General features: G+C 62.1%; 20 protein-coding genes and 1 pseudogene. 5 read left to right on the forward strand and 16 right to left on the reverse strand.

Features of this window, described 5'->3' with window-relative positions; translation table 11 throughout:
• From KUO17_RS21850 to fabB, 3 genes are all read left to right on the forward strand, one after another.
• The coding region (locus KUO17_RS21850; protein WP_217977633.1) for a response regulator at positions 1–437 on the forward strand (437 nt) is incomplete at its 5' end.
• Positions 438–642: 205 nt separating this feature from the next.
• Positions 643–1,158, forward strand: coding sequence for a 3-hydroxyacyl-[acyl-carrier-protein] dehydratase FabA (fabA, locus tag KUO17_RS21855; RefSeq protein ID WP_217977635.1), 516 nt, complete (start codon positions 643–645; stop codon positions 1,156–1,158).
• Positions 1,159–1,169: 11 nt separating this feature from the next.
• The gene (gene fabB / locus KUO17_RS21860) at positions 1,170–2,390 is read left to right on the forward strand and encodes a beta-ketoacyl-ACP synthase I (RefSeq protein ID WP_217977636.1); all 1,221 of its coding nucleotides are present in this window, start codon (positions 1,170–1,172) and stop codon (positions 2,388–2,390) included.
• Between the two features lie 115 nt (positions 2,391–2,505).
• Here fabB and KUO17_RS21865 read toward each other — a convergent pair whose 3' ends face one another.
• From KUO17_RS21865 to KUO17_RS21875, 4 genes and pseudogenes are all read right to left on the reverse strand, one after another.
• Positions 2,506–3,582, reverse strand: a complete 1,077-nt coding sequence (locus KUO17_RS21865) for a methyl-accepting chemotaxis protein (protein WP_425274889.1) — start codon at positions 3,580–3,582, stop codon at positions 2,506–2,508.
• A 54-nt stretch (positions 3,583–3,636) separates the two neighbouring features.
• Positions 3,637–4,131, reverse strand: a pseudogene (locus KUO17_RS27325) (MCP four helix bundle domain-containing protein); the annotation flags it as partial.
• A gap of 140 nt (positions 4,132–4,271) precedes the next feature.
• Positions 4,272–4,736, reverse strand: coding sequence for a DUF3859 domain-containing protein (locus KUO17_RS21870; protein WP_217977638.1), 465 nt, complete (start codon positions 4,734–4,736; stop codon positions 4,272–4,274).
• Positions 4,737–4,810: 74 nt separating this feature from the next.
• On the reverse strand, positions 4,811–5,815 hold the full coding sequence (locus KUO17_RS21875) for an amidohydrolase family protein (protein ID WP_217977640.1): 1,005 nt from the start codon (positions 5,813–5,815) through the stop codon (positions 4,811–4,813).
• Between the two features lie 114 nt (positions 5,816–5,929).
• Here KUO17_RS21875 and KUO17_RS21880 point away from each other — a divergent pair, with 114 nt between their 5' ends.
• Positions 5,930–6,790 (forward strand): pirin family protein, encoded by an 861-nt coding sequence (locus KUO17_RS21880; RefSeq protein ID WP_217977641.1) that lies wholly within the window; start codon positions 5,930–5,932, stop codon positions 6,788–6,790.
• Positions 6,791–6,893: 103 nt separating this feature from the next.
• Here KUO17_RS21880 and KUO17_RS21885 read toward each other — a convergent pair whose 3' ends face one another.
• From KUO17_RS21885 to KUO17_RS21900, 4 genes are all read right to left on the reverse strand, one after another.
• On the reverse strand, positions 6,894–7,619 hold the full coding sequence (locus KUO17_RS21885) for a dienelactone hydrolase family protein (RefSeq protein WP_217977642.1): 726 nt from the start codon (positions 7,617–7,619) through the stop codon (positions 6,894–6,896).
• 56 nt (positions 7,620–7,675) lie between these two features.
• Complete coding sequence (gene htpG, locus KUO17_RS21890; RefSeq protein ID WP_217977643.1) at positions 7,676–9,580, reverse strand: molecular chaperone HtpG; 1,905 nt, start codon at positions 9,578–9,580, stop codon at positions 7,676–7,678.
• Between the two features lie 110 nt (positions 9,581–9,690).
• A complete protein-coding gene (locus KUO17_RS21895; protein WP_217977644.1) occupies positions 9,691–10,152 on the reverse strand; it encodes a PaaI family thioesterase in 462 nt (153 codons plus the stop codon).
• Positions 10,149–10,625 (reverse strand): PaaI family thioesterase, encoded by a 477-nt coding sequence (locus KUO17_RS21900; protein ID WP_217977645.1) that lies wholly within the window; start codon positions 10,623–10,625, stop codon positions 10,149–10,151. The genes KUO17_RS21895 and KUO17_RS21900 overlap by 4 nt, the downstream gene beginning before the upstream one ends.
• A gap of 158 nt (positions 10,626–10,783) precedes the next feature.
• On the opposite strand from KUO17_RS21900, the gene KUO17_RS21905 reads away from it, so the two are divergent.
• A complete protein-coding gene (locus KUO17_RS21905) occupies positions 10,784–11,065 on the forward strand; it encodes a hypothetical protein (protein WP_217977647.1) in 282 nt (93 codons plus the stop codon).
• A 46-nt stretch (positions 11,066–11,111) separates the two neighbouring features.
• Here the strand turns inward: KUO17_RS21905 and KUO17_RS21910 are convergent, their stop codons facing one another.
• The 8 genes from KUO17_RS21910 to KUO17_RS21945 form a co-directional block, all read right to left on the reverse strand.
• Entirely contained in the window at positions 11,112–11,513 is a 402-nt protein-coding gene (locus KUO17_RS21910) for an MAPEG family protein (RefSeq protein ID WP_217977648.1), read from the reverse strand.
• Positions 11,510–12,250 (reverse strand): DUF599 domain-containing protein, encoded by a 741-nt coding sequence (locus tag KUO17_RS21915; protein WP_217977649.1) that lies wholly within the window; start codon positions 12,248–12,250, stop codon positions 11,510–11,512. The genes KUO17_RS21910 and KUO17_RS21915 overlap by 4 nt, the downstream gene beginning before the upstream one ends.
• A 185-nt stretch (positions 12,251–12,435) precedes the next feature.
• Positions 12,436–13,749, reverse strand: coding sequence for a branched-chain amino acid transport system II carrier protein (gene brnQ / locus KUO17_RS21920; protein ID WP_217977650.1), 1,314 nt, complete (start codon positions 13,747–13,749; stop codon positions 12,436–12,438).
• 350 nt (positions 13,750–14,099) lie between these two features.
• Positions 14,100–14,984 (reverse strand): succinate--CoA ligase subunit alpha, encoded by an 885-nt coding sequence (gene sucD, locus KUO17_RS21925; protein ID WP_003254203.1) that lies wholly within the window; start codon positions 14,982–14,984, stop codon positions 14,100–14,102.
• Positions 14,984–16,150: an ADP-forming succinate--CoA ligase subunit beta gene (sucC, locus tag KUO17_RS21930; RefSeq protein ID WP_043863134.1), complete on the reverse strand. Its 1,167-nt coding sequence runs from the start codon at positions 16,148–16,150 to the stop codon at positions 14,984–14,986. The genes sucD and sucC overlap by 1 nt, the downstream gene beginning before the upstream one ends.
• Positions 16,151–16,326: 176 nt before the next feature.
• On the reverse strand, positions 16,327–17,763 hold the full coding sequence (gene lpdA, locus KUO17_RS21935; RefSeq protein ID WP_217977652.1) for a dihydrolipoyl dehydrogenase: 1,437 nt from the start codon (positions 17,761–17,763) through the stop codon (positions 16,327–16,329).
• 87 nt (positions 17,764–17,850) lie between these two features.
• A complete protein-coding gene (gene odhB, locus KUO17_RS21940; RefSeq protein WP_217977653.1) occupies positions 17,851–19,074 on the reverse strand; it encodes a 2-oxoglutarate dehydrogenase complex dihydrolipoyllysine-residue succinyltransferase in 1,224 nt (407 codons plus the stop codon).
• Positions 19,075–19,116: 42 nt separating this feature from the next.
• Positions 19,117–21,948, reverse strand: coding sequence for a 2-oxoglutarate dehydrogenase E1 component (locus KUO17_RS21945; protein WP_217977655.1), 2,832 nt, complete (start codon positions 21,946–21,948; stop codon positions 19,117–19,119).
• Between the last annotated feature and the right edge of the window lie 2 nt (positions 21,949–21,950).

Here is a 21,950-nt window from a genome sequence, read left to right on the forward strand (position 1 = left end):
CCAGCGCCCTGCCCGCCGCCCCGCCCGGCGCCAGCGCCGGCCAGGGCCGGCGCGTGCTGCTGGTGGAGGACAATCCGGTGAACCAGGCGGTCACCCAGGCCATGTTGCGCAGCCTGGGGTTCGAGGTGCATGTCGCCGCCGACGGCGCCCAGGCGGTGGCGCTGGCCAGTGCCGAACGCTTGGCCGCCATCCTGATGGATTGCCGCTTGCCGATCATCGACGGCTACGAAGCCACCCGGCGTATCCGCCAGATCCCCCATGCCGCGCACATCCCGATCATCGCCCTGACCGCCAATGCGTTGCAGGGGGATCGGGAGCACTGCCTGAGCGCCGGCATGAACGACTACCTGAGCAAGCCGTTCAAACGCACCGACCTGCAGCAGATTCTGCAACGATGGCTGCCCGCCGAGGCATCTGTGACTGGCGATAAATGCTAAAGTGCGGCAGTCTTACAGACTGAACCGGGCCCTTGTCGGGCTTGTCATAAAATTTTCAGTGCACAAGTGTACATCTTCGTTCGCTGTGCTGTGACTTTCACTACAACGCAATAGTCTATGTGTAGGCTGCCGCCCCAAGCCTGAGGCTTTTGGGTCGGTCGGGAAGATCTACCCCGTGCCGCACGGTGACTATTGAGGAGCTCGCATGACCAAACAAAACGCCTTTACCCGGGAAGACCTGCTGCGCTGCAGTCGCGGTGAGCTGTTCGGCCCAGGTAACGCGCAACTGCCCGCCCCGAACATGCTGATGGTGGATCGCATCACGCATATCAGTGAAGAGGGTGGCAAGTACGGCAAGGGTGAATTGGTCGCCGAGCTGGATATCACTCCAGAGCTGTGGTTCTTCGCCTGCCACTTCGAGGGCGACCCGGTGATGCCAGGCTGCCTGGGCCTGGATGCCATGTGGCAACTGGTCGGCTTCTTCCTGGGCTGGCAGGGTCTGCCAGGCCGTGGCCGCGCCCTGGGTTCGGGCGAGGTGAAATTCTTCGGTCAGGTCCTGCCGACCGCCAAGAAGGTCACCTATAACATCCATATCAAGCGCGTCCTGAAAGGCAAGCTGAACATGGCCATCGCCGATGGCTCGGTCAGCGTCGACGGCCGCGAGATCTACACCGCCGAAGGCCTTCGGGTCGGTGTATTTACCTCCACTGAAAATTTCTAAGGGTTATTCGCATGCGCCGCGTCGTAATCACAGGTCTGGGCATCGTATCGTGCCTGGGCAATGACAAAGAGACCGTCTCCGAAAACCTGCGTAAAAGCCGTCCGGGCATCCGTTTCAACCCGGACTACAAGGAAATGGGGCTGCGCAGCCAGGTTTCCGGTTCCATCGACCTGAACCTCGAAGAGCTGATCGACCGCAAGGTCTTCCGCTTTGTTGGTCATGCCGCTGCGTACGCCTACCTGGCGATGCAGGACGCGATCAAGGACTCGGGCCTGACCGAAGAGCAGGTGTCCAACCCGCGTACCGGCCTGATCGCCGGCTCCGGCGGCGCGTCCACCCTGAACCAGATGGAAGCGCTGGACATCCTGCGCGAGAAAGGCGTCAAGCGTGTTGGCCCGTACCGCGTCACGCGGACCATGAGCAGCACCGTGTCGGCGTGCCTGGCCACTCCGTTCAAGATCAAGGGCCTGAACTACTCCATCGCCTCGGCGTGCGCCACCAGCGCACACTGCATCGGTACCGCGATGGAACAGATCCAGATGGGCAAGCAGGACATCGTGTTCGCCGGCGGCGGTGAAGAGGAGCACTGGAGCCAGTCGTTCCTGTTCGACGCCATGGGCGCCCTGTCCAGCAAGCGCAACGACACCCCGGAACAAGCCTCGCGCGCCTACGATGCCGACCGTGACGGTTTCGTCATCGCTGGCGGTGGCGGCATGGTGGTGGTCGAGGAGCTGGAGCACGCGCTGGCCCGCGGTGCGAAGATCTACGCCGAAATCGTCGGTTACGGCGCCACCTCCGATGGCTACGACATGGTTGCCCCGAGCGGCGAAGGCGCGATCCGCTGCATGCAGCAGGCGCTGTCCACTGTCGACACCCCGATCGACTACCTCAATACCCACGGCACCTCGACCCCGGTAGGTGACGTTGCGGAAATGAAAGGCGTGCGTGAAGTGTTTGGCGACAAGGCCCCGGCCATCAGCTCGACCAAGAGCCTGTCGGGTCACTCGCTGGGCGCTGCAGGTGTTCACGAGGCGATCTACTGCATGCTGATGATGGAAGGCAACTTCATTGCCGGCTCCGCCAACATCGACGAGCTGGACCCGGCAGTCGCCGACCTGCCGGTGCTGCGTGAAACCCGCGAGAACGCCAAGATCGATACCGTGATGAGCAACAGCTTCGGTTTCGGCGGCACCAATGCCACCCTGGTGCTCAAGCGCTGGGCAGGCAAGTAAGCCGGGGCTAGTCCCTTGCGGTGAAAACGCCCCGACTGGTTCGGGGCGTTTTTGTTTGCGGCTTTCGGGCCTCTTCGCTGGCAAGCCCGCGAAGGGCGCAACCCAACATCCAGCCTTACACCGAAAACCTGCCCACCAGTGTATTGAGCTCGACCGCCAGCTGCGACAGCGCCTGGCTCGCCGCACTGGTCTGGTTGGCCCCCGCCGAACTCTGCAACGCCAGGTCGCGAATATTGGTCAGGTTGCGGTCCACCTCCCGCGCCACCTGCGCCTGCTGCTCCGAGGCGCTGGCGATCACCAGGTTGCGCTCGTTGATCAGGCTGATGGCGCGGGCGATCTCTTCCAGCGCCTCACCGGCCGCATGGGCGCCCTCAAGGGTGCCCTGGGCACGCTGGTTGGTCTGTTGCATGCCCTCCACCGCCCGGTCGGAACCGTGCTGAATGCCGCCGATCATCTGCTCGATTTCCCGCGTGGACTGCTGAGTACGGTGGGCCAGCGCCCGCACCTCATCGGCCACCACCGCAAAGCCGCGCCCGGCATCCCCGGCACGCGCCGCCTCGATGGCCGCGTTCAACGCCAGCAAATTGGTCTGCTCGGCGATCGCCCCGATCACATCCAGCACCTTGGTGATGCCATGCACCTGCTGCGCCAGTTGCCCGACCTGCTCGGCATTGGCGGTGACACCGCTGGCCAGCGCCTCGATCGAGGCCACGGTCTGGCGCACCTGCTCACGCCCCTGGCGCGCAATGCGGTCCGATTCGCGTGACGCCTCGGAGGTAGCCACCGCGTTGCTCGCCACCTCCTCCACCGCGGCAGTCATCTGGTTGACCGCCGTGGCAGCCTGCTCGATCTCCTGGGTTTGCTGATGCAGGCCACGGGTAGCGTCTTCGGTCACCGCACTGAGCTCCTCCGAGGCCGATGCCAACTGATTGGAGGAGTCGGAAATGCGCCCGATGGTGTCGCGCAGGCTCTGCTGCATCTGCTTCAAGGCCGCCTGCAGGCGCGCCGGCTCGTCACTGCCCTGCACGCTGATCTGCGGCGTAAGGTCGCCGGTGGCGACCACCTCGGCCACCCGCAGCGATTGCGCCAGCGGGCGCACAATGCTGCGGGTCAGGGTCAAGGCCAGCACCACGGTCAGCACCAGCGCCGCCCCCAGCAAGGCGACCACCCACACCCGCGCACGGCTGTACACCGCCTCGGCAAGGTCGGTGGCGGTATTGGCGTGCTGGTTGTTGAGGGCGATGAGTTCGTTGAGGGCAGCGGTCAACTGGTCGGCCAGCTGGTTCATTTCACCGTTCACCAGGGTGGTTGCCGCGTCGAGCTGGCCTTGCAGCGCCAGCTGCGTGACCTGCGCCTGGTAGGCGAGGTACTGCTGCTCGAGCTTGAGGTAGCGGTCGAACAATGCCTGCTCCTCAGGCAGTACGATCAGCGCCTGGTAGGCTTGCTGGGCCTCGCCCAGGGCGGTCTTGATCTCGTCGATACGCGCGCTGTTCTGCTGCTGGGCCACGCTGTCGCTGTTGAGCAGCAGGCGCAGGGTCAGCGCGCGCACGCGGAACATGTCCTGGCTGATCTGCCCCACCGAAATCACACTGGGCAGCCAGTTGCTGTCCACCTGCTCGGACTGCTGGCGCATGCTGGTCATCTGCATCAGCGAGAACACCCCCAATGCAAACACCAGCAACGCCACCAGGCCAAATCCCAGGCCGGCCCGTGGCGCAATGTTCAAACGTCTCAGACTCATCTTCCGGTTCCTTCCAAAAGCGCTGCATCGGTCATGCAGCTGACGTGCTTAATAGAAGGTATCGGCCCTTGAGATTTTTGCGTAAGACGAAAAGGTGATATCAAAGCGCCCGGTGATTGCGAGGCCCTGCCCCTCAGCCGTTATTGAACGCTGAAACGCTGCTCGGCCAGCAGACGGTCGCCCTGGAACACCATGAAGTGCCATTGGCCCTTGACCACCTCGTGGTTTTCGGTGAACTCATAGGCCATCACATCCTGCGGCGCACCGGGCACCAGTTTCTGCACCACTTCGAACTTGTCATGGCGCTTGCCGTCGGGCGTGACCACGCCCGGGGTCAGGTACAGCAGCGTCAATGGCGTGTCTTCAGCCACCTTGCCCTCCAGGCGGTAGCGCAGGCCGAACTTGCTGCCCAGCCGGGCCGGTACCTGATCGGTGTGGGTGATGGTCTGGTTGGTTTGCGCCAGCACGCGCTCACCAGGCTTGAAATCCTGGTGACGGGTTTCGAACACGCCGTACTCCACCGGCCCCTGCACGCGCACCTCGGCGCCAGCCACCGCGCTCACCAGCATCAGCGCAGCCACGGCGCCCAAACGACTCTTCAACATACCGCTCTCCCTCTGGGTTGATGGCGGCAGGCTAGGCAGCTTGCATGACAGGTTGATGACATCAACGTGACTCATCAGCGTGACCTGGGCAGTATCGCCAGGAAGTTGTCCCTGGCCACCTTCTGCGCCACCTCGGCCGGCAAGGCGTCGAGGAACGGATCGAAGCTGTGCAGTTGTTCGCCCAGGCTGTTGAACCGCCCTACCACGTCCGAGCCGAGCATGAAGCGCTCTGGAAAGCGTTGCACCAGGGCTAGCCACTCGGCCCTCGGCACCCCCTTTTCATCCAGCAGGTAAGGCTGCAGCACGCTCCAGGACAGGTCGATGTACAGGTTCGGATAGGCGTCGAGCATGCGCGTCAGGGTCGGCAGCAGGAAATCCAGCAGGGTCTGGTGCCGATGGATCTCCATGCTGGTGCCGGCATGCGCCCAGATGAAGCGGGTGTGCGGGTGGTTGCGCAGCGGCTCTTCGATTTCGGCCAGGTACAGCGGGTTGCGCTCGCGCTTGGAGGTGATGTTGGAATGAATCAGCACCGGCATGTCGTGTTCGGCCGCCAGGTGATAGATGAGGGTGAGCGCTTCGTTGTTGGCCCGCGGGGTGTCGCCGCTGGTCAGCGCCGTAAGGTCGTCGTGACGGGTGAACACCTCGCCGATGCCCTGCCACAGGCCAGGGTAGAGTTCGAGCATGCGCTCGATATGGGTGGCCGCGTTCTTGTCCACCGGGTTGAAGCCGGTCAGAAACGGATGAAAACGACGACGCTGAGCCTCAGGCAATTTCTGCAAGGCCGCCGCCACGTAGATATCGGTGGCGCTGTACCAATAGGCATCGGCATCGTCACCGGCGTAGTAGCGCGGCCGTTTGGGCTCGTCCTCATGCCATTTCTTGGCCACCGAGACCCCGGAAATCATCGACTGGTCGATGCGTGCCGCGTCCATGGCCTTGAGCAGCTCGTCCATGCCGGCACTTTCCTGGAAGAAATCGACGTAATGCAGGTGCGCGTCGCTGTAGCGATACTCCCGCGCCTGGGCCGTACCCACCAGCATCCCTGACAACAACAGCCATCCCAGCCTTCTGGCAACCATCGCATTCCCCTTGTAGACGTCAGACAGGATAGACCCACCGCCGAGCGCAACGGTTCAGCCCTGGCGGCAGGCGGGTTATGCTTCGCGTCATTCCCCTCTGGCCTGGAGCCTGTGATGAACCCTCCCCTGGTGATCCGCCCGCGTGCCGAGGCCGTCGAAGGCCAGCCCATCCTGCGCCCGCTGCCGTCGGCCAAGTGCCGCAGCGTCGGGCCGTTCGTGTTCTTCGACCATATGCTTGAGACCGACTATGCGCCGGGGCATGGCATGGACATCCGCCAGCATCCGCATATCGGCCTGTCCACCCTCACCTACCTGTTCGAGGGCGAACTGCAGCACAGGGACAGCCTGGGCTCGGACCAGCGGGTCAAGCCCGGCGAGGTCAGCTGGATGACCGCCGGCAGCGCGGTGGCGCACGTGGAACGCACCCCGGCAGACGTGCTGGCACAGCCCAAGCGCCTGCATGGGCTGCAGGTGTGGCTGGCCTCGCCCAAGGCGCATGAACAGGGGCCGGGGCATTACAGCCATCACCCGGCAAGCAGCCTGCCCTGCAGCGAGGCGATGGGCGTGCGCATCCGCATGATCGCCGGCAGCGGGTTCTGCCTCACCTCACCGGTACCGGTGCTGTCGCCGACCCTGTATGCCGAAGTGCACATGCAGGCCGCGACCACCCTGCTGATTGCAGATGAGCATGCAGAGCGTGCCATCTATGTGATTGACGGTGAGGCGAGCCTGAACGATGAGGCGCTGGAACCGTGCAGCCTGGTGGTGCTGCCCGCAGGCGAAGCGATGAGCCTGTATGCCGACAGCGACTGCCACCTGGTGGTGATCGGGGGTGCAGCGCTGGATGGGCCGCGGCGGATGAACTGGAATTTCGTGGCCAGTGACCCGGCGCTGATCGAGCAGGCGCGGGCACGCTGGGCAGCCGGAGACTGGCCGGTGGTGCCGGGTGAGATCGGACGGATCGAGTTGCCCTGAGCTTGCTGCGACCGCTACGCGGTCGTTCGCTGGCAAGCCAGCTCCCACAGGGATGGCGCCGTCTTTGAGAGCGCCACCGTACCTGCAGGAGCCTGCCGGCCCCTCAGGCCTGGAACACTTCCTGAAGCAGGTTGTGCATCGCCTGGTACGCCCGCTTGGACGTCCTGGCGTCGTACTTCATCTTGCCTGGTACGTTTGCCGCCGGGTCGGTGAATGAATGCACCGCGCCACCGTAGCTGATCAATTGCCAATCGACCCTGGCCGCATTCATCTCCGCCTCGAACGCCGGCAGCTGCTCGCGCGGCACCAGCGGATCGTCCGCGCCATGCAACACCAGCACCGAACCCTTGATCTTGCGGGCATCCGCCACGTTCGGCGTATCCAGCGTGCCATGGAAGGACACCACCGCATCGAGCGGCGCACCATGGCGGGCCAGCTCCAGCGCACAGCAGCCGCCAAAGCAGAAGCCGAACGCGGCCAGCTTGCCAGGGGTCAGCACCGCACGGGACTGCCCCAGCAGTTGATCCAGCGCCGCCTGCATGCGCTTGCGCAGTTCGGCACGGTCATTTTTCAGCGGCATCATCGCGGCCCCCGCCTGGTCGGCGTTGTCCGGACGCACCGACTGACCATACAGGTCGGCAATCAGCACGACATAGCCCTGCGCCGCGACCGCCTTGGCGATACGCTCGGCCCCTTCGCCGATGCCCATCCAGTTCGGCGCCATCACCAGGCCCGGCTGCTCCTTGGCGCCGTGGGTGTACACCAGGCGGCTTTCAAACGGCTTGCCCGCGATGTGATACACCAGCGACTCGATTGTGACGTTGCTCATGAACCCCTCCTTGCACAATGAAAAAAGCCCGCCGAAGCGGGCTTTCCTGCAACTGCTTAAGCCGACAGCTCGACCAGCAGCTTGTTCAGCCGGCGCACATACGCCGCCGGATCCTTGAGGCTGTCGCCCGCCGCCAGCGCCGCCTGGTCGAAGAGGATGTGCGAGAAGTCGGCGAAACGGTCTTCGCTCTGCTCGTTGTCCAGCTTCTCGATCAGCGGGTGGCCAGGGTTGAATTCGAAGATCGGCTTGGAGTCCGGCACCTTCTGGCCGCTGGCCTCGAGGATCTGGCGCATCTGCAGGCCCATGTCCTGCTCACCGATGGCCAGGATCGCCGGCGAATCGGTCAGGCGGTGCGACACACGCACTTCGCTGACCGTGTCACCCAGCGCAGCCTTCAGACGCTCGACCAGGCCTTCCTTGTCCTTGGCCACTTCTTCCTGGGCCTTCTTGTCCTCGTCGGAGTCCAGCTTGCCCAGGTCCAGGTCGCCGCGGGCAACGTCGACGAAGCCCTTGCCGTCGAAGTCGCTCAGGTAGCTCATCAGCCACTCGTCGATACGGTCGGTCAGCAGCAGCACTTCGATGCCTTTCTTGCGGAAGACCTCCAGGTGCGGGCTGTTCTTGACCTGCGCGTAGGATTCACCGGTGAGGAAGTAGATCTTGTCCTGACCTTCCTTGGCGCGCGCCAGGTAGTCGGCCAGCGACACGCTCTGCTCGCCGCTGTCGTCGCTGGTGGAGGCAAAGCGCAGCAGGCCGGCGATCTTCTCCTTGTTGGCGAAGTCTTCTGCCGGGCCTTCCTTGAGCACCTGGCCGAAGTTCTTCCAGAAGCCCTTGTACTGCTCAGGCTCGTTCTTGGCCAGCTTCTCGAGCATGTCCAGCACGCGCTTGGTGAGCGCCGACTTCATCGAATCGATGATCGGGTCTTTCTGCAGGATCTCCCGCGAGACGTTCAGCGACAGGTCATTGGAGTCGACCACGCCCTTGATGAAGCGCAGGTACAGCGGCAGGAACGACTCGGCCTGGTCCATCACGAACACGCGCTGCACGTACAGCTTCAGGCCGCGCGGCGCTTCACGCTGGTACAGGTCGAACGGTGCACGGGCCGGCACGAACAGCAGCGAGCTGTACTCCAGCTTGCCTTCGACCTTGTTGTGGCTCCAGGCCAGCGGGTTTTCGAAGTCGTGACCGATGTGCTTGTAGAACTCCTGGTATTCCTCGTCCTTGATGTCGGTGCGCGGACGGGTCCACAGCGCGCTGGCGCGGTTGACGGTTTCCCATTCGACAGCCGGCTTCTCTTCGCCTTCGCCAGCCTCGGCTTCCTTGGGCAGCTCGATCGGCAAGGCGATGTGGTCGGAGTACTTCTTGATGATGTTGCGCAGGCGCCAGCCATCGGCAAACTCGTCTTCACCCTTTTTCAGGTGCAGCACGATGCGCGTACCACGCTCGGCCTTCTCCACGGTGGCAACTTCGAACTCGCCCTCGCCCTGGGAAGACCAGTGCACGCCTTCGGCGGCCGGGGTACCGGCGCGACGGCTGTACACGTCGACCTTGTCGGCGACGATGAAGGCTGAGTAGAAGCCCACACCGAACTGACCGATCAGGTGCGAGTCCTTCTTCTGGTCGCCGGTGAGGTTCTTCATGAAGTCGGCAGTGCCGGACTTGGCGATGGTGCCCAGGTGGGTGATCACGTCATCGCGGTTCATGCCGATGCCGTTGTCTTCGAGGGTGACGGTGTTGGCCGCCTTGTCGAAGCTCACACGAATCTTCAGGTCGGCGCCACCTTCAAGCAGCTCCGGCTTGGCCAGGGCCTCGAAGCGCAGCTTGTCCACGGCGTCGGAGGCGTTGGAAATCAGTTCGCGAAGGAAGATTTCCTTGTTCGAATACAGCGAATGGATCATGAGGTGCAGCAGCTGCTTCACCTCGGTCTGGAAGCCCAGGGTTTCTTTTTGAGTTTCCACACTCATGGTCTTCAACACTCCGATCTGATGGCAGTAGTCACTCGGGCCGACGGCACCACACGGTGCAGCGTCCGGCCTTTCGTGGCGGGATGAACAGCAGATGGGGGCGGGCCGACCTATTTCAAGGGCCCAGGCAGTTCTTTGATTTTGAAATGTGCCCGGGCGGTGGCGATCGGCTCTGCTGGATCGGCCTGCCAGGCGGTGATCGCGACGTTGGTTACGCGCCGCCCCTGACGCCACAACTGGCAGCGCGCGTAGGTATCGCGGTAGAGCCCGGCGCGCAGGTAGTCGATGGAGAAGTCGATGATCCTGGGGATGGTTGCGCTCTCGCTGAAAATCAGCAGGTAGAGCGCCGCCGACAGTTCCATGAAGCCCGCGATCACCCCACCATGAATCGCCGGCAACAACGGGTTGCCGATATTCTCGGCACGGGCCGGCAGACGAAACAGCAGGTCGTCGCCGTCACGGCTGCACTCTATGCCGATCAGACCCGCATAGGGAATCAGCTGCAACAGCGGTGCGTAGTCGCCCCGGGCATGGGCCAAGCGCAATTGCGCATGGACGTCGGCCGGGATCATTGGCCTGGCCCCTGGAGGCGCGTGGCCACCCCCAGGCCGCCCTTGATGTCCTTGCCCAGGCGCATGTAGGTACCGACCACCTGCGCGATTGGCTGGCCAGGGTCGTCCTGGTAGGCGCTGCCACGAATGAAGATCACGTCGCGCGTCACCCGGTAGCACTGCGCATGGCCGTACACCGGCTTGTCGGCCAGCCCCGGGTGCATGTAGTCGATGCGCAGGTCCAGCGTGGGACACACCTCGAAGCTGGGCAGCACGCACAGCGTGGCCATGCCCAGCGCGGTGTCCATCAGGGTGGTGATGGCTCCGCCATGGATCGCACCGGTCGACGGGTTGCCGACGATGGAGGGTGAGTATGGCAAACACAGGGTCACGCCATCGCCATCGGCCTGCTCCACGCGCATCTGCAACAACTGGCAATGACGCAACGCCGACAGGAAGCGTTCGGCCTGCGCCCTCAAGGGTGACTGTTGCATGACGAGTGCTCCTCGCGTACCCCTTCAGGTACTGCATAAGCCCGAGGGAAAGTCTATATGGATCCGACACTTATATATGTGCAAACGGCGTGGAACTAATGCGGCTTACTTGAACTCAGATATTTCAAGTAACCCTATTCCACAAGGAGAAACACCCCATGCGTAAACCCTTTGCTTTTGCCGTGATGCTTGCCGCCGCCCTGGGCCTCGCTGCCTGCGATAAAGCCAGCGAAGACAAAGCCCAAGACGCCCAGAAACATGCTGAGCAAGCCCAGGAGAAAATGGACGATGCTCAGGATAAGATGAATGACGCTGCGAAAGAAAACGCCGAAGCCGCCAAAGACAGTGCTGAAGCCGAACAAAAGCGTGCAGAAGAAGCCAACCAGGCCGCTCCTGTAACGCCAGCGCCAGAAGCGACTCCGGCAGAACCTGCCAAATAAGTAAGCGCTTCAATAAAAAACCCGACTTCGGTCGGGTTTTTTTATGTCACGCCACTAGTTGCCGAAAGGTCGGACTCAACATCAACAACAATGAACTGATCAGTCCAATCGACCAGGCCAGACTGCGCTGCCAGGCCAGGTCATACCAATACAGCGGCAAGTAGATAATCCGCGCAACGACAAAGATGATCGCCAGGGTATCGATAAGGAAGCCGTGAGTTTGCGTGGTATGGGCCATCAGTACACCCACGGCAAACAACAGGAAGGCCTCGAAACTGTTCTGGTGCGCCGCCACCGCACGCGCGCCCAGCCCAGTCAACTGCGCCTGCTGACTACGCGGCTGGTGATTGTTGTAACCGCCCTGCTCCTTCATTGCGCGCGACACCGGCACCCGCGCCACGAAAATCAGCAATGCGCTGATAAACACACACCAGAAAGGGATGCTCATGCAACCGGCTCCTTGTTCGGCTCAGGCAATGGCGCCTCTGTAGGGGTATAGACCATCACCTCAAGCACGTCGGAGTGAAATTCGCGGCGGTACAGCACCAGCACCACGCCGGTACTCATCAGGATCAGCAACCACGGGCTGATGAACCAGCTCAGCAACGCCATGCCGAAGTAATAGGCACGCAGCCCGAAGTTGAACTGGTTGGCTGCCAGCGAAATCACCCGCGCCCCGCGCTGAGCGAAGGCCTTGCGCTCCTGCTCGCTGACCTGGCGCTCGCCGATCATCGGCGCCGAACCCACCAGCACGGCCGCAAAATTGTACTGGCGCATGCACCAGCTGAACGTGAAAAAGGCGTACACGAATACCATCGCCAGGCACAGCAACTTGATCTCCGACATGCCCTGGGATGCCTGCTGCACCAATGGCAGGTCGGCCAGCAGCGAAAGTGCGCGGTCGGTGGCACCCAGTACCGTGAGGATACCGGCCAGGATGATCAAGGTACTGGAGGCAAAGAAGGACGCATTGCGCTCCAGGTTGCCGATCACGCTGGCGTCGGCGATGCGGTTGTCACGCAGTAGCATGCGGCGCATCCAGTCTTCGCGGTACAGGTGCATCACGCTGGCCAGGCACGCGGTATCGCGGCCTTTCCAGGTCGCATAGCGGGTGTAGCCACCCCAGCACGCGACGAACCAGCAGGCTGCCAGCAGGTTGATCAGGTTGTTCTGAATGAAGCTCATGGCGCTCCCGAGGAAAAGGCACACAATCGTGCATCGACCGCCTTTCGACGCCGCCAGCGGAAAAAAGGCACGTGCGGCGCCCCACAACGAAAAAACCCCGCATCCAGTCAGGATGCGGGGTTTTCTTCAAGGGCTGCCGGGGCTGGCGATCATGGCTTGTGGCCCACGCCCACCTGGGCAACGCCTCAGGCGATGGCTTCGCTCGGTTTGCCGAGCATGCGATCGAACAGCACTGCCACGACCAGCATGGCCACCGATGGCACCAGCCAGGCCAGGCCCTGCTCGCTCAGCGGCAGGTGGGCCAGCGACTCAGGCAACCAGCCAGCGAAGCTGGCACCCTTGAGCGCGTCGATCACGCCGAACAGCAGCGACACGGCCATCACCGGTGCCAGAATGCGGCTTTGCGAATGCCACAGGCCGGCACAGAAGCTCAGCGCCACCAGCACGATGCACGGCGGGTAGATGGCCGTCAGCACCGGAATCGAGAACGCGATCAGCTTGGTCAGGCCCAGGTTCGACACCAGCAGCGAGAAGCCGGCCAGCATCACCACCAGCGTGCGATACGACAGCGGCAGTACCTGGCTGAAATACTCGGCGCAGGCGCACGTCAGGCCCACCGCAGTCACCAGGCAGGCCAACGCGATCAGCACAGCCAGGAAGCCACTGCCGAGCGAACCGAAGGTGTGCTGCACATAGGCGTGCAGTACGGCTGCACCGTTGGTGGCACCGGCGGCGATCTCATGGCTGCCCGCCCCCAGGCGGAACAGGCTGATGTACACCAGCGCCAGGCCGACACCGGCAATCAGGCCGGCGATGATCGCGTAGCGGGTGATCAGCTGTGGCGAGTCGACGCCACGCGAGCGAATCGCATTGACGATGACGATGCCGAACACCAGCGCGCCCAGGGTATCCATGGTCAGGTAACCATTGATGAAGCCCTGCGAGAACGGTGCGGCCACGTACTCGGGCTGCGCATCGCCCATGGTGCCGGCGGGCAGCATGAATGCAGCGATGCCCAGCGCGGCCAGCGCGATGATCTTCAGCGGTGCGAGGAAACGGCCGACGGTGTCGAGCAGCTTGCCGGGGTACATGGACACCGCCAGCACCACGGTGAAGTACACCAGGCTGTAGATGAACAGCGCGGTCGGGCTCTCACCCGTCAGCGGTGCAACACCCACTTCGAACGATACCGTGGCGGTACGCGGGGTCGCGAACAGCGGGCCTACGGCGAGGTACGCGGCAGCGGCCAGCAGGCCACCGGCGACTTTACCGATCGGGCTGCTCAGCGCGTCCATGCCGCCACCGACCTTGGCCAGTGCGACCACGGTGATCACCGGCAGGCCGACCGCGGTTACCAGAAAGCCCAGCGCAGCCATCCACACGTGCGGACCGGACTGCAGGCCGACGATCGGCGGGAAAATGATGTTGCCTGCGCCCACGAATAACGCGAACGTCATAAAACCAAGCGCCAGGATGTCCTGGCCTTTCAAGACTTTCATTAAGGAAATACCACACTGCTGAAATCGGGATTTAGAGAGGGATTTCCCCTTGGATGAGGGAAATGCTGCCTGCCCGGATGGAGCAGACCCGTTTAGCGTGTCGCTCCCTTTTGGGGTGCGGGCACAAAATGAGTGCACAGGTTAACGAATTTGATGGCAAAACGCACTGCCAGAGGGGTGCTTGTCCGATGAGCGAATAGGCATGTCGCGTGGATGACCGACTTTTACATAAAAAACCGCGTTGACTTCTTCGCTGGCAAGCCAGCTCCCACAGGAACAGCGGTCACTCCCATAACGACAAAGGCCACCCGAAGGTGGCCTTTGCCTGAAGCTGGAAGGTCAGCCGAAGCTTACTTCTTGGCTTCCCAACCGGTCAGCTCGGCCAGGGCCTTGCCGATGTCGGCCAGCGAACGCACGGTTTTTACACCGGCGTCTTGCAGGGCTGCGAACTTCTCGTCTGCAGTACCCTTGCCGCCAGAGATGATGGCGCCAGCATGGCCCATGCGCTTGCCCGCAGGGGCAGTCACACCAGCAATGTAGGAAACCACTGGCTTGGTCACGTGTGCCTTGATGTAGGCAGCCGCTTCTTCTTCAGCCGAACCGCCGATCTCGCCGATCATCACGATCGCCTCGGTCTTCGGGTCTTCCTGGAACAGCTTCAGGATGTCGATGAAGTTGGAGCCCGGGATCGGGTCACCGCCGATGCCGACGCAGGTGGACTGACCGAAACCGGCGTCAGTGGTCTGCTTCACAGCTTCGTAGGTCAGGGTGCCGGAACGCGACACGATACCGACCTTGCCTGGCAAGTGAATGTGACCTGGCATGATGCCGATCTTGCACTCGCCCGGGGTGATCACGCCTGGGCAGTTAGGGCCGATCAGGGTAACACCCAGCTCGTCGCACTTGACCTTGGCGTCCAGCATGTCCAGGGTAGGAATGCCTTCGGTGATGCACACGATCAGCTTGATGCCGCCGAAGGCCGCTTCCAGGATCGAGTCCTTGCAGAAAGGAGCTGGAACGTAGATGACCGACGCATCGGCGCCAGTGGCTTCTACGGCTTCTTTCACAGTGTTGAACACTGGCAGGCCCAGGTGAGTGGTGCCGCCCTTGCCCGGGGTCACGCCGCCAACCATCTTGGTGCCGTAGGCGATGGCTTGCTCGGAGTGGAAAGTGCCCTGCGAGCCGGTGAAGCCCTGGCAGATGACTTTGGTGTCTTTATTGATCAGGACGCTCATTACTTGCCCTCCGCAGCTTTTACAACTTGTTGAGCAGCGTCGGTCAGGCTGGTGGCCGCAATGATGTTCAAACCGCTTTCTGCCAGTACTTTAGCGCCCAGTTCAGCGTTGTTGCCTTCCAGACGAACAACAACCGGCACTTTGACGCCAACTTCTTTCACTGCACCGATGATGCCTTCGGCAATCATGTCGCAACGAACGATGCCGCCGAAGATGTTGACCAGTACGGCCGCGACATTGCTGTCGGACAGGATGATCTTGAACGCTTCGGTTACGCGCTCTTTGGTTGCACCACCACCTACGTCGAGGAAGTTGGCTGGCTTGCCGCCATGCAGGTTGACGATGTCCATGGTACCCATGGCCAGGCCAGCACCGTTGACCATGCAACCGATGTTGCCTTCCAGGGCCACGTAGTTCAGCTCGAAGCTGGCAGCGTGGGCTTCACGAGGATCGTCCTGCGACGGGTCGTGGAAGGTTTTCAGCTTGGGCTGACGGTACATGGCGTTGGCGTCGATGTTGATCTTGGCATCGAGGCAGTGCAGATCGCCATCGGCCTTGATCACCAGCGGGTTCACTTCCAGCAGGGCCAGGTCGTGCTCTTTGAACAGCTTGGCCAGACCGACGAAGATCTTGGCGAACTGAGCAACCTGCTTGCCTTCCAGACCCAGCTGGAATGCCAGCTCGCGACCCTGGAATGGCTGAGCGCCAACCAGTGGATCGATAGTGGCCTTGATGATTTTTTCTGGCGTATCGTGAGCGACTTTCTCGATGTCCACGCCACCTTCGGTGGAAGCCATGAACACGATGCGACGGCTCGAACGGTCAACGACAGCGCCCAGGTACAGCTCTTTAGCGATATCAGTGCACGATTCAACCAGGATCTTGGTGACTGGCTGACCATTGGCATCGGTCTGGTAGGTAACCAGACGCTTGCCCAACCACTGGGCAGCGAACGCCTTGGCGTCTTCTTTGCTGCGAACCAGCTTGACGCCGCCCGCTTTACCGCGACCACCGGCGTGAACCTGGGCTTTTACAACCCACTCGGTGCCACCGATCTTGTCGCAGGCTTCTGCTGCAGCTTCAGGGGTGTCGACTGCGAAACCCTTGGAAACTGGCAGGCCGTATTCAGCGAACAGCTGCTTACCCTGATACTCGTGAAGATTCATGCTTTATTACCGTCTTCGTTAGGTACTGCGCTTCGGCGCTGCGCTCCTTGGGAGTGCCGCGCCACCTGTGACCGCTTGCCCCCGGTATGCTCCGGGAGTTCGAGTCCGGCGGACTTTCCGCGGTGAGTCATGCACGCAAGACTCACGACGGGCCGTCCGCCGTGGTTTCTTATTGTTTAACGCTTCTTGCGGTTGGCGACGTGGATGGCACCGCCATTCACTGCCAGCGCGGCTTCGTGCAGCGCTTCAGACAGGGTCGGATGGGAGAAGACCATCATGCCCAGGTCTTCGGCGCTGGAGCCGAATTCCATTGCGATTGCACCCTGCTGCACCAGTTCGGCGGCGCTTGGGCCAATCACGTGTACACCCAGAACGCGGTCGGTCTTGGCATCGGCGATGACCTTGACGAAACCACCGGTGTCGTTGGCAGCCATCGCACGGCCGCTGGCCGCGAACGGGAAGGTGCCCACGTTAACCTCAACGCCTTCAGCCTTCAAGGCTTGCTCGGTTTTACCGACCCATGCCATCTCTGGGTGGGTGTAGATAACCGACGGGATCAGGTCGTAGTTCATCTGGGCCTTGTGGCCCTTGATGCGCTCGACAACCATGATGCCCTCTTCCGAGGCCTTGTGCGCCAGCATCATGCCACGCACCACGTCACCGATGGCGTACACGCCCGGCACGCTGGTAGCGCAGTAGTCGTCAACGAACACAAAACCGCGCTCGTCGATGGTCACGCCGCTGTCGGCAGCCAGCAGATCAGTGGTCACCGGACGACGGCCGACCGCAACGATCAGCTTGTCGAAGGTGATTTTCTGTTCGCCGTTGGCGTCGGTGTAGGTCACTTCGACTTCGTCGCCATTGACCTTGGAACCGGTCACGCGAGCGCCCAGCTTGATGTCCAGACCTTGCTTGGTCAGGGTTTTCAGGCCTTCTTTGGCAACCGCGGTGTCGGCAGCCATCAGGAAGGTGTCCAGGGCTTCCAGGACAGTCACCTGGGCACCCAGGCGCGACCATACCGAACCCAGCTCCAGGCCGATGACGCCGGCGCCGATGACGCCCAGACGCTTGGGCACGGTCTGGAATTCCAGGGCACCGGTGGAGTCGACGATGACGTTCTGGTCGACCGGAGCCGGTGGAATGTCGATCGGACGCGAACCGGAGGCCAGGATCACGTTCTCGGCTTCGATGATTTCGGTGGTGCCGTCAGCCTTGGTCACTTCGACTTTCTTGCCGGCCAGCAGTTTGCCGTGGCCCTGGATCGAGGTAACACCGTTGGCCTTGAACAGGGTGGCAACGCCGCCCGTCAGGTTCTTGACGATGCCGGCCTTGCGGCCAACCATCGCGGCAACGTCCATCTTCACTTCGCCCGTGGAGATGCCGTGCAGGTTGAAGCTTTCTTTGGCTTCCTTGTACTTCCAGGAGCTGTCCAGCAGCGCCTTGGACGGAATGCAACCCACGTTCAGGCAGGTACCGCCGAGGGCCAGTTTGCCTTCGCCGTCAACGTACTTCTCGATACAGGCAGTGCTCAGACCGAGCTGTGCGGCCTTGATGGCAGCCACATAGCCGCCAGGACCTGCACCAATCACTACCACGTCGAATTTCTGGGTCATAAAAGATTCCTTTTAGCTTCAAGCCACACGCTGCACGCCGCGAGGCAACCGGCCCAAACCGGTCACCCGCAACCTGCAGCTGTCTATTTAGATGTCCAGCAGCAGACGAGCCGGGTCTTCCAGCAGGTTCTTGATGGTCACCAGGAACGTCACGGCTTCTTTGCCATCGATCAGGCGGTGATCGTAGGACAGCGCCAGGTACATCATCGGACGGATCACGACCTGACCATTGATGGCCATTGGACGCTGGATGATGTTGTGCATGCCCAGGATCGCAGCCTGCGGCGGGTTGACGATCGGGGTCGACATCATCGAACCGAAGGTACCACCGTTGGTGATGGTGAAGGTACCACCGGTCATTTCGTCGATCGACAGTTTGCCGTCGCGGGCTTTCTTGCCGAAGGTGGCGATGCCGCCTTCGATTTCAGCCAGGCTCATCTGCTCGGCGTTGCGCAGAACCGGTACGACCAGGCCACGGTCGCTGGACACGGCAACACCGATGTCGGCGTAGCCGTGGTAGACGATGTCGCTGCCGTCGATCGACGCGTTGACGGCCGGGAAGCGTTTCAGCGCTTCGGTGGCGGCCTTGACGAAGAACGACATGAAGCCCAGGCGCACGCCGTTGTGGGACTTCTCGAACAGGTCCTTGTACTTCGAACGCAGGGCCATGACTTCGGTCATGTCGACTTCGTTGAAGGTGGTCAGCATGGCCATGTTCGACTGTGCTTCTACCAGGCGCTTGGCCACGGTAGCGCGCACGCGGGTCATCGGCACGCGCTTCTCGGTGCGATCGCCCGTGGCGACGACCGGGGCGGCAGCGGCAGCGGCAGCGGCCGGCTTGGCAGCAGCAGCGGCAGGCGCGGCCTTCTTGTTGGCGACGGCGGCAACGACGTCTTCCTTGGTGATGCGACCGCCTTTGCCGGTGCCTGCAACGCTGGCCAGGTCGATGGCGTTCTCTTCGGCCAGTTTGCGTGCGGCTGGCGCAGCAATCGGGTCGTCTTCACCGGCGTCGGCAGCGGCAGCGGCCTGGGCAGGTGCCCCAGCAGCGGCAGCCGGAGCAGCAGCGGCAGCAGCGCCTTCGTTGATCGAACCCAGCACTTCGTCAGACAGTACGGTCTCGCCTTCGCCCTTGACGATGTCGCCCAGCACGCCGTCGGCGGTGGCCAGCACTTCCAGGACGACCTTGTCGGTCTCGATGTCGACGATCAGCTCGTCACGCTTGACGGCTTCGCCCGGCTTCTTGTGCCAGGTGGCAACGGTGCCATCGGCAACCGATTCCGGGAAAGTAGGGGCTTTGATCTCGATAGCCATTATCAGTGGTTCCTTAAATTCGGTTTCAAGTGCGCGATGGCATTAAACGGTGAAGGCATCTTGCAGCAGTTTTTCCTGCTGCTCGGCGTGCATCGAAGCGTAACCACAGGCAGGTGCTGCCGAGGCGTCACGACCGGCGTACTCGAGGACCAGGTCCTTGTTGTGACGGCTCAGGATGCGACGCATGTGGTGTTGGCTGCTGTACCACGCGCCCTGGTTCATTGGCTCTTCCTGGCACCACACAACGTTTTTCAGGTTGGTGTAAGGCGCAAGGATTTCGACCAGGTCGTCTTCAGGGAACGGATACAGTTGCTCGATACGCACGATGGCGATGTCTTCACGACCTTCGGCACGGCGTTTTTCCAGCAGATCGTAGTAGACCTTGCCGCTGCACAGAACCAGGCGTGTCACCTTGGCCGGATCGAGGCTGTCGATTTCCGGGATGACGGTCTGGAACGAGCCTTCGGCCAGTTCTTCCAAGGTCGAGATGGCCAGCTTGTGGCGCAGCAGCGACTTGGGCGTGAGTACGATCAGCGGCTTACGCAGCGGACGAATGACCTGACGACGCAGCAGGTGGTAGATCTGAGCCGGGGTGGTCGGCACGCAGACCTGAACGTTGTGCTCGGCACACAGTTGCAGGTAACGCTCCAGACGCGCCGAGGAGTGCTCAGGGCCCTGCCCTTCATAACCGTGCGGCAGCAGCATGGTCAGACCGCACAGACGGCCCCACTTGTGCTCGCCACTGGTGATGAACTGGTCGACAACCACCTGCGCACCGTTGGCGAAGTCACCGAACTGGGCTTCCCAGATCACCAGCGCGTTAGGCTGGGTGGTCGAGTAGCCGTATTCGAAGGCCAGTACCGCTTCTTCGGACAGGAACGAATCGTACAGGTCGAAACGTGGCTGGCCCTTGTAGAGGTTCTGCAACGGGATGTAGGTGCTGGCGTCTTTCTGGTTGTGCAACACCGCGTGGCGGTGCGAGAAGGTGCCACGACCGATGTCCTGACCCGTCATGCGGATCGGGTGACCTTCGAAGGCCAGGGTGGCGTACGCCATGGTTTCGGCGTAACCCCAGTTGATCGGCAAGCCACCGGCCTGCATCTTCTGGCGATCTTCGTAGATCTTCGAGACCTGACGCTGAACCACGAAGCCTTCTGGCAATTCCAGCAGCTTGGCCGACAGCTCTTGCAGGGTCTTGAGGTCGAAGCGGGTGTCGTGACGCGCGGTCCAGGCGTGGCCCAGGTACGGACGCCAGTCGACGAACAGTTCCTTGTTCGGCTCCTTGACCAGGCTTTTCACTACATGCAGGCCGTTGTCCAGCGCGTTGCGGTACTCGTCGATCTTGGCCTGCACACGCTCGGCGTCCAGACGACCGGCCTGGATCAGGCTGTCGGCGTACAGTTCGCGAGTGGTGCGCTGCTTGGTGATCTGCTGGTACATCAGCGGCTGGGTGCCGTTCGGCTCGTCGGCCTCGTTGTGGCCGCGACGACGGTAGCAGACCAGGTCGATGACCACGTCACGCTTGAACTGCATGCGGTAGTCGACCGCCAGCTGGGTCACGAACAGCACCGCTTCCGGGTCATCACCGTTGACGTGCAGGATCGGCGCCTGAATCATCTTGGCGACGTCGGTGCAGTACTCGGTGGAACGCGAGTCCAGCGGGTTGCTGATGGTGAAACCAACCTGGTTGTTGATCACGATGTGCACGGTACCGCCGGTCTTGAAACCGCGGGTCTGCGACATCTGGAAGGTTTCCATGACCACGCCCTGGCCGGCGAATGCAGCATCACCGTGCAGCGAGATCGGCAGAACCTTGTCACCCACGCTGTCGTTGCGACGGTCCTGACGGGCGCGTACCGAGCCTTCGACCACTGGCGAAACGATTTCCAGGTGAGACGGGTTGAACGCCATGGCCAGGTGAACTTCACCGCCTGCGGTCATCACGTTGGACGAGAAGCCCTGGTGGTATTTGACGTCACCGGAACCGAGCTCGACCTTCTTCTTGCCTTCGAACTCGTCGAACAGCTCGCGCGGGTTCTTGCCGAAGGTGTTGACCAGCACGTTGAGGCGACCACGGTGAGCCATGCCGATGACCACTTCCTTGGTACCGTAGGAACCGGAACGCTGGATCAGCTCGTCGAGCATCGGAATCAGGCTTTCGCCGCCTTCCAGGCCGAAACGCTTGGTGCCCGGGTATTTGGTACCCAGGTACTTCTCCAGACCTTCGGCCGCAGTGATGCGCTCGAGCAGGTGGCTCTGGATATCGGCGGAGAACGCTGGACGCCCACGCACGCTCTCAAGACGCTGCTGGAACCAGCTGCGCTGCTCGGAGTCGACGATGTGGGTGAACTCGGCGCCAATGGTGCGGCAATATGTCTGCTGCAAAGCGTCGAAGATTTCGCGTAGGCTCGCTTCCTCTTTGCCGATGAACAGGTCGCCGGCACGGAAGGTCGTATCAAGATCGGCATTGGTCAAGCCGTAATGATTGATCGACAGGTCTACTGGCGCAGGGCGCTGCCACAACCCCAGGGGGTCGAGCTTCGCGGCTTGGTGGCCGCGCATACGGTAGGCCTGGATCAGTCGCAGCACTTCAACCTGCTTCTTCTCGTGCTCACTGCTCACGCTACCGGCGGAAACCGGTTGGGCGCGGCGCTGGTTCTTTGCCAGCAATACGAAATGGTCGCGGATCGTCGAGTGCGATACATCGGTGGCAGTGCTGCCTTCGGCGGGCAACTTCTGAAAGTAAGTGCGCCACTCTTCTGGCACAGCGTTAGGGTCGTGCAGGTAGAGCTCATAGAGCTCTTCCACATAGGCAGCGTTACCACCGGAAAGGTGGGCGCTGTTCCACATGCGCTGCATCACGCTTTCTTGCATGC

It is taken from the genome of Pseudomonas aegrilactucae, assembly GCF_019168305.1.
In the GTDB taxonomy this organism is placed as follows: domain Bacteria; phylum Pseudomonadota; class Gammaproteobacteria; order Pseudomonadales; family Pseudomonadaceae; genus Aquipseudomonas; species Aquipseudomonas aegrilactucae.

Excerpts from the sequence above, each read along its gene's own strand:
- fabA (WP_217977635.1), top strand. The coding sequence starts at position 643 with ATGACCAAACAAAACGCCTTTACCCGGGAAGACCTGCTGCGCTGCAGT.
- fabB (WP_217977636.1), top strand. The coding sequence starts at position 1,170 with ATGCGCCGCGTCGTAATCACAGGTCTGGGCATCGTATCGTGCCTGGGC.
- KUO17_RS21870 (WP_217977638.1), bottom strand. The coding sequence starts at position 4,736 with ATGTTGAAGAGTCGTTTGGGCGCCGTGGCTGCGCTGATGCTGGTGAGC.
- KUO17_RS21875 (WP_217977640.1), bottom strand. The coding sequence starts at position 5,815 with ATGGTTGCCAGAAGGCTGGGATGGCTGTTGTTGTCAGGGATGCTGGTG.
- KUO17_RS21880 (WP_217977641.1), top strand. The coding sequence starts at position 5,930 with ATGAACCCTCCCCTGGTGATCCGCCCGCGTGCCGAGGCCGTCGAAGGC.
- KUO17_RS21885 (WP_217977642.1), bottom strand. The coding sequence starts at position 7,619 with ATGAGCAACGTCACAATCGAGTCGCTGGTGTATCACATCGCGGGCAAG.
- htpG (WP_217977643.1), bottom strand. The coding sequence starts at position 9,580 with ATGAGTGTGGAAACTCAAAAAGAAACCCTGGGCTTCCAGACCGAGGTG.
- KUO17_RS21895 (WP_217977644.1), bottom strand. The coding sequence starts at position 10,152 with ATGATCCCGGCCGACGTCCATGCGCAATTGCGCTTGGCCCATGCCCGG.
- KUO17_RS21900 (WP_217977645.1), bottom strand. The coding sequence starts at position 10,625 with ATGCAACAGTCACCCTTGAGGGCGCAGGCCGAACGCTTCCTGTCGGCG.
- KUO17_RS21905 (WP_217977647.1), top strand. The coding sequence starts at position 10,784 with ATGCGTAAACCCTTTGCTTTTGCCGTGATGCTTGCCGCCGCCCTGGGC.
- KUO17_RS21910 (WP_217977648.1), bottom strand. The coding sequence starts at position 11,513 with ATGAGCATCCCTTTCTGGTGTGTGTTTATCAGCGCATTGCTGATTTTC.
- KUO17_RS21915 (WP_217977649.1), bottom strand. The coding sequence starts at position 12,250 with ATGAGCTTCATTCAGAACAACCTGATCAACCTGCTGGCAGCCTGCTGG.
- brnQ (WP_217977650.1), bottom strand. The coding sequence starts at position 13,749 with ATGAAAGTCTTGAAAGGCCAGGACATCCTGGCGCTTGGTTTTATGACG.
- sucD (WP_003254203.1), bottom strand. The coding sequence starts at position 14,984 with ATGAGCGTCCTGATCAATAAAGACACCAAAGTCATCTGCCAGGGCTTC.
- sucC (WP_043863134.1), bottom strand. The coding sequence starts at position 16,150 with ATGAATCTTCACGAGTATCAGGGTAAGCAGCTGTTCGCTGAATACGGC.
- lpdA (WP_217977652.1), bottom strand. The coding sequence starts at position 17,763 with ATGACCCAGAAATTCGACGTGGTAGTGATTGGTGCAGGTCCTGGCGGC.
- odhB (WP_217977653.1), bottom strand. The coding sequence starts at position 19,074 with ATGGCTATCGAGATCAAAGCCCCTACTTTCCCGGAATCGGTTGCCGAT.
- KUO17_RS21945 (WP_217977655.1), bottom strand. The coding sequence starts at position 21,948 with ATGCAAGAAAGCGTGATGCAGCGCATGTGGAACAGCGCCCACCTTTCC.